The 10,453-nt window shown below is 75.5% G+C and carries 9 protein-coding genes and 1 riboswitch; of the genes, 6 read left to right on the top strand and 3 right to left on the bottom strand.

Annotation, left to right across the window (positions count from 1 at the left end; translation table 11 throughout):
* Positions 1–144 precede the first annotated feature (144 nt).
* Positions 145–258: riboswitch (SAM riboswitch) on the top strand.
* A 74-nt stretch (positions 259–332) separates the two neighbouring features.
* The 6 genes from ACFWEK_RS13500 to ACFWEK_RS13475 all read left to right on the top strand — a co-directional run bounded on the left by ACFWEK_RS13500 (position 333) and on the right by ACFWEK_RS13475 (position 7,313).
* Positions 333–1,997 (top strand): ABC transporter substrate-binding protein, encoded by a 1,665-nt coding sequence (locus ACFWEK_RS13500; protein WP_430554375.1) that lies wholly within the window; start codon positions 333–335, stop codon positions 1,995–1,997.
* A gap of 3 nt (positions 1,998–2,000) precedes the next feature.
* On the top strand, positions 2,001–2,981 hold the full coding sequence (locus ACFWEK_RS13495; RefSeq protein ID WP_430554374.1) for an ABC transporter permease: 981 nt from the start codon (positions 2,001–2,003) through the stop codon (positions 2,979–2,981).
* Positions 2,978–3,895 carry an ABC transporter permease gene (locus ACFWEK_RS13490; protein ID WP_430554373.1) on the top strand — a complete coding sequence of 306 codons (918 nt, stop codon included), beginning with the start codon at positions 2,978–2,980 and terminating at the stop codon, positions 3,893–3,895. Before ACFWEK_RS13495 ends, ACFWEK_RS13490 begins: the two co-directional genes overlap by 4 nt.
* Positions 3,892–5,589: a dipeptide ABC transporter ATP-binding protein gene (locus ACFWEK_RS13485; RefSeq protein WP_430554372.1), complete on the top strand. Its 1,698-nt coding sequence runs from the start codon at positions 3,892–3,894 to the stop codon at positions 5,587–5,589. Before ACFWEK_RS13490 ends, ACFWEK_RS13485 begins: the two co-directional genes overlap by 4 nt.
* Before the next feature lie 115 nt (positions 5,590–5,704).
* The gene (locus ACFWEK_RS13480) at positions 5,705–6,223 is read left to right on the top strand and encodes a gamma carbonic anhydrase family protein (RefSeq protein ID WP_430545385.1); all 519 of its coding nucleotides are present in this window, start codon (positions 5,705–5,707) and stop codon (positions 6,221–6,223) included.
* An 85-nt stretch (positions 6,224–6,308) separates the two neighbouring features.
* On the top strand, positions 6,309–7,313 hold the full coding sequence (locus tag ACFWEK_RS13475; RefSeq protein WP_430554371.1) for an aldo/keto reductase: 1,005 nt from the start codon (positions 6,309–6,311) through the stop codon (positions 7,311–7,313).
* 83 nt (positions 7,314–7,396) lie between these two features.
* On the opposite strand, the gene ACFWEK_RS13470 is transcribed toward ACFWEK_RS13475, so the two are convergent.
* The 3 genes from ACFWEK_RS13470 to ACFWEK_RS13460 all read right to left on the bottom strand — a co-directional run.
* Positions 7,397–8,134 (bottom strand): GNAT family N-acetyltransferase, encoded by a 738-nt coding sequence (locus ACFWEK_RS13470; protein ID WP_430554370.1) that lies wholly within the window; start codon positions 8,132–8,134, stop codon positions 7,397–7,399.
* A 34-nt stretch (positions 8,135–8,168) separates the two neighbouring features.
* Complete coding sequence (locus tag ACFWEK_RS13465) at positions 8,169–9,611, bottom strand: LLM class flavin-dependent oxidoreductase (protein WP_430554369.1); 1,443 nt, start codon at positions 9,609–9,611, stop codon at positions 8,169–8,171.
* A gap of 9 nt (positions 9,612–9,620) precedes the next feature.
* A partial coding sequence (locus ACFWEK_RS13460) for a nitrilotriacetate monooxygenase (RefSeq protein WP_430554368.1) occupies positions 9,621–10,453 on the bottom strand: 833 nt, incomplete at its 5' end.

Raw genomic sequence — 10,453 nt, 5'->3', positions numbered from 1 at the left:
CCACCCGAACCGAGAAGGCCCCGCCGTCACCGACGGCGGGGCCTTCGGCGTCTGCGGCACCGAAGGGGCCCGTCTGCGTCCGTGATGTGAGACGGCCCGGCCAACCCTTGACTCGTGCGGCCGCGGCGGCTTCCCTGCCGCCCAGGTGACGAGCGCCAGCACCCAGGCCCGGCTCGCTGGCCAGCAACCCTTCGACGTGACGGGGTGCTCCGGGAACGACCTGACCCCGCCGCGCCCGCGGCGGGGTAAGCACGGCTCCGGTCGTCCACGACCGCACCCCGGCCCGTGCCGGCGCGGGGACGACCCGCCATGACCACGAGGAACACCACGCGATGACCACCACCCCGCGCGCACCGCGCACCCAGGACCCCAGGCGCACCCCGCGACGTACCGTCGTCGGTCTCGCCGCGACCGTCTCGGCCGCCGGCCTCCTGCTGAGCGGCTGCTCCACGGGCGCCGACGCCGCGGGCACCGGCGCCTCCGCCGACGGCGAGCCCGTCGCCGGCGGCGACCTGACGTTCGCCATCACGGTGGACTCGCACTGCATCGACCCGCAGCAGGTCGGCAACAACGACGCGATCGCGGCCGCCCGGCAGACCGTCGCCTCCCTCACCGCGCAGGACCCGGAGTCCGGCGAGATCCTGCCCTGGCTCGCGGAGAGCTGGGACGTGAACGGCGACGCCTCCAGCTACACGTTCCACCTGCGCGACGACGCCACGTTCGCCGACGGCACCCCGATCGACGCCGAGGCCGTCAAGACCAACCTCGACGCGATCGTCGACCTGGGTGCGGTCGCGTCCCTCGGGTCCCAGTACCTGGTCGGCTACGCGGGCACCACCGTCGTGGACGAGCACACCGTGACCGTCGACTTCGACGAGCCCAGCGCGCAGTTCCTCCAGGCGACGTCGACCTTCTCCCTCGGCCTGCTGTCGGCCGACTCGGCGAAGCTCTCGGCCGAGGACCGCTGCGCCGGCAAGTACGTGGGCTCCGGCCCGTTCGCGGTGAAGTCGTACACCCAGGACCAGGAGATCGTGCTGGAGAAGGTCAAGGGCTACTCCTGGGGCTCGGAGGCGAACGACCACACCGGCGAGGCCTACCTGGACACCGTGACCTTCAAGGTCATCCCCGAGGCGAGCGTGCGCACCGGCTCCCTGCAGTCCGGCCAGATCGACGCCACCGCCGCGCTCAACGCCGTCGACCTGCCGCAGTTCGACGGCAACGGCTTCTGGCTGGAGTACCGCGCCAACCCCGGTGTCGTGTTCAACCTGTTCCCGAACGAGTCCAGCCCGCTGGCCGCCGACGAGGCCGTGCGCACCGCGCTCGTCAAGGGGATCGACCGGCAGCAGATCGTCGACACGGTGCTGACCCCGCAGGACCGGCCGGCCACGGGCGTGCTGTCCCACTCGACGCCGCTGTTCGAGGACGCGGGCGACCTGCTCGCCTACGACCCCGAGGGCGCGAAGAAGATCCTCGACGACGCCGGCTGGACCGAGGGCGCCGACGGCATCCGCGAGAAGGGCGGGCAGAAGCTCACCACCACCGTGACCTTCTGGCAGGTGCCCGAGCCGCTCGAGCTCGTGCAGCAGCAGCTGCGCCAGATCGGCGTCGACCTGCAGCTCAAGCACGTGACGGTCGCCGAGAAGGAGGCGGCCAACGAGGCCGGCGACTTCGACTTCGACTACTACAACCTCACCCGGTCCGACGCCGACGTGCTGCGCACGATCTTCTCGGCGAACGCCCGCAACATCAACCAGCGCGACCCGGAGAAGGTCGACCAGCTGCTGGACGAGTCCGCCGCCGCCACCGACGCGGACGAGCGCAAGAAGCTCGTGACCGAGGCGTCGGCGCTGCTGATCGAGCGCGGGCACGCCATCCCCGTGTACGAGCTGTCCACCACGATCGCGGCGGCCGACCGGATCCAGGGGCTGACGTTCGAGGCGTCCTCGCGCCTGGACTTCTACGACGCCTGGGTGACCGACGGCGCGGGCGAGGCCTGACGGATGTCCCGCTACGTGCTGCGGCGCGCCGGGCAGGGGGTGTTCGTCCTCTGGGCGGCCTTCACCGTCGCGTTCTTCGTCCTCTACCTGCTGCCCAGCGACCCGGCCGCGCTCGTCGCTTCCGGGGGCGGCGAGGTGAGCCAGGTCGACCCGGCCCAGCTCGCCGCGCTGCGGGCCGAGTACGGGCTCGACCGCCCCCTCCTCGTGCAGTACGGCGACGCCCTGCTCGCCGCGCTGACCGGCGACTTCGGCACCTCCTACGTGAGCGGCGCCCCGGCGACCACGCTCGTCGCGCAGGCCCTGCCCGAGACGCTCAAGCTCACCGGGGCGGCGCTCCTGGTCGCCGTCGTCGGGGGCACCGCGGTGGCCGTGGCCAGCGTGTTCCCGCGCGCCCGGTTCCTGCGCCAGGCGCTGTCCGCGCTGCCGCCGCTCGGGGTCGCGCTACCCACGTTCTTCGTGGGTCTGGTGCTGCTGCAGTGGTTCTCGTTCCGGGTGCCGGTGTTCCCGGCGATCGGCAACGACGGCGCGATCAGCCTCGTGCTGCCCACGATCACGCTCGCCGTCCCGGCCGGGGCCCAGCTCGCCCAGATCCTGTCCCGCTCCCTGCGGGGCACGCTCGGCGAGCCCTACGTCGAGACGGCGTGGGCCAAGGGCGCGAGCCGCACCCGGGTGCACCTCGTGCACGCCCTGCGCAACGCCGCCATCCCGGCGTTCACGGTGCTCGGTGTCATGGTGGGCGGCCTGCTCGGGGGCGCCGTGGTCACCGAGACCGTGTTCTCCCGCGTCGGGCTCGGCCGGCTCACGGTGCAGTCGGTGAACCAGCAGGACGTGCCCGTGGTCCTGGCGATCGTCGTGCTCTCGGCGCTCGTCTTCGTCGTCGTCACCCTCATGGTCGACCTCGTCTACCCCCTGCTCGACCCCCGGATCCAGATGCGGGCCCCGCACCGGGCCCGCACGAGGCGCCCCACGGCGGTGATCGCATGACGCTCCAGATCCTCTCCCGGCCCGCCGCGGCGGCCGCCTCTCCCGACCCGGCGCCCGCCGCCGGCGCGGCGCGCGGCGGCCGATCCCTGCGCGCGGCGGGTGCCGTCCGCCACCTGCTGCGACGGCCGGGGCTGCTGATCGCCGTGGCCGTGCTGCTGCTCGTCGCCGCCTGGGCGGTCGTGCCGCAGGCGTTCACCGCCCAGGACCCGCTGGTCGGCATTCCCGCCGACCGGCTCCAGCCACCGTCGGGCGCGCACTGGTTCGGCACGGACCACCTGGGCCGCGACGTGTACGCGCGGGTGGTGCACGGGGCGTCCCTCACGCTGCGCACGACCGCGCTCGCGGTGGTCGTCGGCCTCGTCCTCGGGTCCCTGCTGGGCCTGCTCGCGGGCTTCCTGCGCGGCTGGGTGGACGACGTGATCGGCCGGCTCGTCGACGTGCTGCTGGCGATCCCGAGCATCCTGCTGTCGCTGGCGATCATCACCGCGCTCGGCTTCGGCCCGGTCAAGGTGGCGGTCGCGGTGGGCATCGGCTCGGTGGCCACGTTCGCTCGCGTGATGCGCGCCGAGGTGCTGCGCGTGTCGACCTCCGTGTACGTGGAGGCGGCCCGCGCGTCCGGGCTGCGCTGGCCCGCCGTGCTCGGGCGCCACGTGCTGCCGAACTCCTCCGGCCCGGTGCTGGCGCTCGTCGCCCTCGACTTCGGCACCGCCGTGCTGGCCGTGTCCGCGCTGAGCTTCCTCGGCTACGGCACGCCGCCGCCCGCGCCCGAGTGGGGCGCGCTCGTCTCGGGCGGGCGCGACTACCTCGCCACCGCGTGGTGGCTCACCACCCTGCCCGGCCTCGTCATCGTGGCCGTCGTGCTCGCCGCCAACCGGGTGTCGCGGGCCCTGGAGAAGACGGGAGAGGACCAGTGACCGACACTCAGCGACGGGCCCCGGTGCTCGAGATCGCGGGGCTCGAGGTCGCCTACCGTGCCGCCGACGGCGGCACCCGCCCCGCCGTGCGGGGCGTGGACCTGCGGGTCGGGGCCGGGGAGGTGGTGGCGCTCGTCGGCGAGTCCGGCTCGGGCAAGAGCACGACGGCGCACGCCGCCCTGCACCTGCTGCCCCGCGGCGGCGAGGTCACGGCAGGCCGCATCAGGCTCGAGGGCCGTGACCTGTCCGACCTCACGGCGAAGGAGTGGCAGGACGTGCGCGGCCGCCACGTGGGCCTGGTGCCGCAGGACCCGACCGTCTCCCTCAACCCGGTGGTCCGCGTCGGGGACCAGGTCGCCGAGGTGCTCGTCATCCACGGGCTGGCGCGCCGCGCGGACGCCAAGGTCCGCGCCGTCGAGCTGCTGCGCCAGGCCGGCGTGGACGATCCCGCGGCCCGGGCGCGCCAGTACCCGCACCAGCTGTCGGGCGGACTGCGTCAACGGGTGCTCATCGGGATCGCCATCGCGGCCGGGCCGCGCCTGGTGGTCGCGGACGAGCCGACCAGCGCCCTCGACGTCACCGTGCAGCGGCGCATCCTGGACCACCTCGACTCGCTCGTGCGCGAGACGGGCACCGCGGTGCTGCTCATCACCCACGACCTGGGGGTGGCCGCCGACCGGGCCGACCGCATCGTCGTGCTCGAGCAGGGGCTGGTGGTCGAGGAGGGTCCCACCGCCCGCCTGCTCGCCGACCCGCAGCACCCGTACACGCGCGCGCTCCTGGCGGCCGCGCCGAGCCTGGCGAGCTCGCGCCTCGTCGTCGGCGGCGACCGCGACCCTGCTGCCGGTGCCGCGCGGCGCGCCGAGCCGGCGACGTCCTCCGCGGAGGGCACGACGTCACCGGTGCTCGCGCTCGACGGCGTCCGCAAGGAGTTCCCCCTGCCGCGCGGGGCGGAGCGCCGCACCCTCGTCGCGGTCGACGACGTGAGCCTCGCCGTGGGGCGTGGGCGCACCTACGCCCTGGTCGGGGAGTCCGGCTCGGGCAAGAGCACGACGGCGCGCCTGGCGCTCCGTCTCGATCAGCCCACCGCCGGGCGCGTCGTGTTCCGCGGCGGGGACATCACGGACGCGGGCGGACGGGAGCTGCGTGGGCTGCGCCGCGGCTTCCAGGTGGTCTACCAGAGCCCGTACGCGTCGCTCGACCCCCGGTTCACGGTGGAGCAGATCGTGGCCGAGCCGCTGCGCGCCTACGGGGTCGGCGACCGCGCGGAGCGCGCCGACCGGGCGCGCGCCCTGATCGAGGACGTCGCGCTGCCGGCCGACGTGCTGCGGCGCGGCCCCCGGGAGCTCTCGGGCGGGCAGCGCCAGCGCGTCGCCATCGCGCGAGCGCTCGCCCTGCAGCCGGAGCTCGTCGTGCTGGACGAGCCGGTGTCCGCGCTCGACGTCTCGGTGCAGGCGCAGATCCTCGAGCTGCTGGTGCGGCTGCAGGCGGAGCACGGGCTCGCGTACCTGTTCATCTCGCACGACCTCGCCGTCGTGCGCCAGGTCGCCGACCAGGTCGGGGTGATGCACCGGGGCCGGCTCGTGGAGCAGGGCGCGGCGGACCGGATCCTGCTCGACCCGCGGGAGGACTACACGCGCGAGCTCGTCACAGCCATCCCGGGCCGCCGGGCGCTGTCCGGGACCTCGACGTAGCCCCCGCTGTCGCTTCCGGGCCGGGAAGCGACAGCGGGTACGACGTCGCTGGCGCTCCGTCGGTGGCGATACGCCGGTGGCGTGGCGCCTGCCCGGGGCGGGTAGGGTCGCCGCCATGGCGACGGTGCTCCCCTTCGACGGTCACACTCCCGACATCCACCCCACGGCCTGGGTCGCCCCCACGGCGACGATCGTGGGGAACGTGCACATCGGCGCGCGGGCGAGCGTCTTCTACGGCGCGGTGCTGCGCGGCGACATGGACGCGATCGTGCTCGGCGAGGGCTCCAACATCCAGGACAACTGCGTGGTGCACACCGACACCGGCGTGCCCGCGACCATCGGCGCCGGCGTGGGGGTCGGCCACGGCGCGATCGTCCACGGCGCCACGGTGGGCGACGGCAGCCTGATCGGGATGGGCGCGACCCTGCTGAACAACGCGGTCGTCGGCGAGGGCGCGTTCGTCGCGGCCGGCGCGCTGGTGCGCGAGGGCCAGGAGATCCCCGCCGGGCACCTCGCCGTCGGCGTCCCGGCGAAGGACCGCGGTGAGCTCGACGCCGAGGGCGCCGAGCGCGTGCGCCGCAACGCGATCGAGTACCAGGAGCTCGCCGAGCGCCACCGCCGCTCGGTCGGCTGACCCGCTCGCGCGCACCGCTCGTCCAGCATCCGAGAGGGGCGCCCCGGCCCTTGCGCGCCGGCGGTCGCGGTGGTCGGCTGCGGCCATGACGACACCTTCCACGGGCACGCTGCCCACCCGCACCCTGGGCTCCGGCGATCACGCCCTCACCGTGTCCGCGCTCGGCTTCGGCGGCATGTCCGTCGCCGACTCGTACGGCCCGGCCGACGCCGCGGAGGCCGAGGCGGTGCTGCGGCGCACCCTCGAGCTCGGCGTCACGCTGATCGACACGGCGGACGTGTACGGCGCCGGGCGCAACGAGGAGCTCATCGGTCGCGTGCTCGGCCCGCAGCGTGACCGGATCGTGCTGGCGTCGAAGGCCGGGCTGGGGAAGCACCCCGACGGCCGCCCCGTCGACGGGCGACCCGAGTACCTGCGTGCAGCGATCGACCGCTCCCTCACACGTCTGGGCACCGACCGCCTCGACCTCTACTACCTGCACCGCGTGGACCCGCAGGTGCCCGTCGAGGAGACCGTCGGGGCGCTCGGCGAGCTGGTCGCGGCGGGCAAGGTCCGCGCGATCGGCCTCTCGGAGGCGGGCGCCGACACCGTGCGCCGCGCGCACGCCGTGCACCCGGTCACGGCCGTGCAGAGCGAGTACTCGCTGTGGACCCGCGACCCCGAGGACGCCGTGCTGCCCGCCCTGCGCGAGCTCGGCATCGGCTTCGTGCCGTTCTCCCCGCTCGGGCGCGGCATCCTCACCGGCACCGTCGACCGGGTCGCCGAGCTCGCGGACGACGACGTGCGGCGCAGGCACGCCCGGTACGCCGGCGAGGCGTTCGAGCACAACCGGGCCCTGGTCCGCGCGCTCGAGGGTCTCGCCGCCGAGCACGGCGTCACGTCCGCCCAGCTCGCCCTGGCGTGGCTGCTCGCGCAGGGTGACGACGTCGTGCCCATCCCGGGCACCAAGCGGCTGCGCTACCTCGAGCAGAACGTCGCCGCCGCGTCGATCACGCTGTCGCCCGACGACGTCGCCGCGATCTCGGAGGCCATCCCCCGCGGCGCCGTGCAGGGGGTGCGGCACCCGCAGCCGGACCTGCTGGAGGCCTGAGCCGACGGCGCGACCAGGCGCCGGGAGCGCAGCGTGCGACGGCCCGGGCCCCCGTGCGGGGACCCGGGCCGTCGCGGTCGGTGTCAGGCCGAGGGCGTGCGCACCGCGCCGAACGCGGTGCGGGCGCGCAGCCGGAACCCGAGGTTCTCGTACAGCCGGATCGCGTTCGCGTTGTTCCCCGCCGCGTGCAGCATGGGGCGCGCACCACGCTCGCGGACGTGGTGTGCGACGTCCAGCACCAGGCGCGTGGCGAGGCCCTGGCCGCGGTGGTCGGGGTCGGTGGTCACGGCGCTGATCTCGGTCCAGCCCTCCGGCTGCAGGCGCTCGCCGGCCATCGCGACGAGGCGTCCACCCCGCCGGATGCCGACGTACCGGCCCATGAGGTAGGTGCGCGGGAGGAACGGGCCCGGCCGCGAGCGCTCGACGAGCGCCAGCATGTCGGGGACGTCCTCGGCACCGAGCACGACGGCCTCGTCGTCGGCGCGGGTGCGCAGCCGGTCCGTCTCGACGAGCTGGACGCCCTCGTGGAGCGAGGCGCGCTCCCAGCCCGCGGGGAGCACGACGTCGGCCGGCGGGCCGGGGAACTCGGCCCCGCGGCCCGCGACGTCGACGATCGCGTCCCACACGTCCGGGTCGTCCCACGACCGCACGGCGGCGAACGGGGACACGTCGGCGGGGTAGCGCAGCACCAGGTCGTTACCCTCCGCCAGGTGGGCGTGCGCCCCCGTGAGCGACGACCAGCGCGGGTTGTCGAGGACGGCCTCGGACGCCTCGTCGGGGGTGCCGGCGGGAGCGTCGGGCGTGGTGGTCGTGGTGGTCATGTCGCCTCCTGGTCTGCCGGTGCAGCGTACGTGCTCAGGGCACCGGTACGGGCGTCGGTTCGCTGTCGGCGTCGAGGGCCCCGGACCGGTCCCGGGCACGACGGGTCAGCGGTGCGCGCAGCCCGAGGTGCTCGCGCAGCGTGCCGCCCTCGTACGCGGTGGGGTAGGCCCCCCGCTCCTGCAGCGCGGGCACGACCCTGTCCACGACGTCGTCGAGGCCTGACGGCACGATCCACGGGCTGAGGTTGAACCCGTCGACGGCGCCGGTGCGCACCCAGCGGGTCAGCTCGTCCGCCACGGTCCCGGGGGTGCCGGTGAAGCCGCGCTCGCCCGCGTTGCGGATGACGAGCTCGCGGATCGACAGGTTCTCGGCCTCGGCGACAGCGCGCCACTGCCGGGCGATCTCGTGCGTGCGGGCGCCGGTCGTGGCGGAGCCGCGCTCGCCGCCGAGCTCGGCGACCACAGGGTCGTGCGACGGGAGCGGACCGTCGGGGTCGTAGGACGAGAGGTCCTCGCCCCAGATGTTGCCGACGATCGACAGCGCCGTGGCGGGGGTGACCTGGGCGCGGCGCACCCAGCGGGCCTTCTCCTCGGCCTCGGCCGGGGTGTCGCCCACGACGATCGCGGTGCCGGGGAAGATCTTCACGTCGTCCTCCGGGCGCCCGGCGGCGACGACGCGGCGGCGGACGTCGGCGGCGAACCCCAGCGCGTCGGCGAGGACCGCGCCGTGCCGGGAGAAGATCACGTCGGCGTGCGCGGCGGCGAAGTCCCGCCCCTGCGGGGAGTCGCCCGCCTGGAAGATCACCGGGTGGCCCTGCGGGCTGCGGGGCGTGGTGGCGTCGAGGACCAGGTCGCGGGGCGTGCGCAGGTCGGTGCCGGGTACGGTCACGCGCGCCACCGTTCCCTCCCCGGCCGCGCCGGTGGCGTCCGGGAACGCGTCCCAGACGCCGCGGGCGACCGCGAGGACGGCGGCCGCGCGCTCGTAGCGGTCGGCGTGGTCGAGGTACCCGCCCCGGCGGAAGTTCTCGCCGGTCCAGGCGTTGTCCGTCGTGACGACGTTCCACGCCGCCCGCCCGCCGGACAGGACGTCGAGGCTCGCGAGGCGCCGGGCCAGGTCGGCGGGGTCGTGGTACGTGGTGTTCTGCGTGGCCACGAGGCCGATGCGCTCGGTGATCGCCGCGAGCGCGGCGAGCTGGGTGATCGCGTCGGGGCGGCCCACGACGTCGAGGTCGTGGATCCGGCCGCGGGTCTCGCGCAGGCGCAGGCCCTCGCCGAGGAAGAACGCGTCGAACAGGCCGCGCTCGGCCGTGCGGACCACGCGCTCGAAGGACGCGAAGTCGGTCTGCGACCCGGACTCCGGGTCGGACCAGATGGTGGTGTGGTTGACGCCCTGGAAGAAGACGCCGAAGTGCACCTGCGCGCGGGGGCGGGTGATCGGGGCGTCGGGGGCGTGGGGCGGTGTCGTCGGTGCGGTCATCGGGGTTCCTCAGGCGGTCGCGGCGGCGTGCGGGGCGGCGTGCCGCGCCCGGGTGCCGGCGTCGGGGCGGGTGGCGTAGCGGTTGGCGGGGCGCGGGAGCCCGAGCGTCTCGCGCAGGGTGGCGCCCGCGCGGGGCGCCGCGGTGAGCCGGGCGGCGCGCAGCGCGGGGAGCACGTCGCGGGAGAGCACGGGCAGGTCGACGTCCAGCACGGCGGGCAGCAGGCGCACGCCCGCGACGTCGCCCGAGGCGGCCAGCCGGGCGAGGAGACCGGACAGGCCCGCGGCGTCGCCGGAGTACCGCAGGGCACCCGCCCCCCAGCCCGTGCGCGCCCCCGTGGGGGCCGCGGCGTCGAGCTCGGCGAGCCGGGCCCGTGCGGTGCGGCCGCCGGCGTCGAGCACCACCTCCAGGTCGACCACAGCCAGGGCGGCGCCGTCGTGCGCGCCGGGCACGGGGGAGGTCGCGGCGCGCGCCGCCGCCCGGGCGGCCGCGATGTCGGAGCCGCCGACGAGCACGACGTCGACCAGTGGCTCGTCGCGTACCGACGGCGCGACGTCGCCGGCCGGGGCGAGCACCACGAGCTGCCCCTGCGGCGGCCGGGGGCTGATGAGCGGGCCCTTCACCGAGAAGGTCTCGCCCACGAAGTCGACGTGGTGCAGCCGGTCGCGGTCCACGTAGCGTCCGGTCGCGACGTCGCGGATCACGGCGTCGTCCTCCCACGAGTCCCAGAGGTCGCGCACCACCTGGACGACGTCGCGGGTCTCGCGGGCGAGGTCGGCGACGGGCTCGCGACCGTAGGCGTCGGCCGTCTCCGGGGCGCGGGTGGCCGCGGCGAGCCAGCCGC

The organism is Isoptericola sp. NPDC060257, from assembly GCF_042726645.1.
GTDB classification, from domain to species: domain Bacteria; phylum Actinomycetota; class Actinomycetes; order Actinomycetales; family Cellulomonadaceae; genus Isoptericola; species Isoptericola nanjingensis.
The sequence above is the reverse complement of the archived record's forward strand: the minus strand, read 5'-3'. Positions and strand labels throughout refer to the sequence as shown.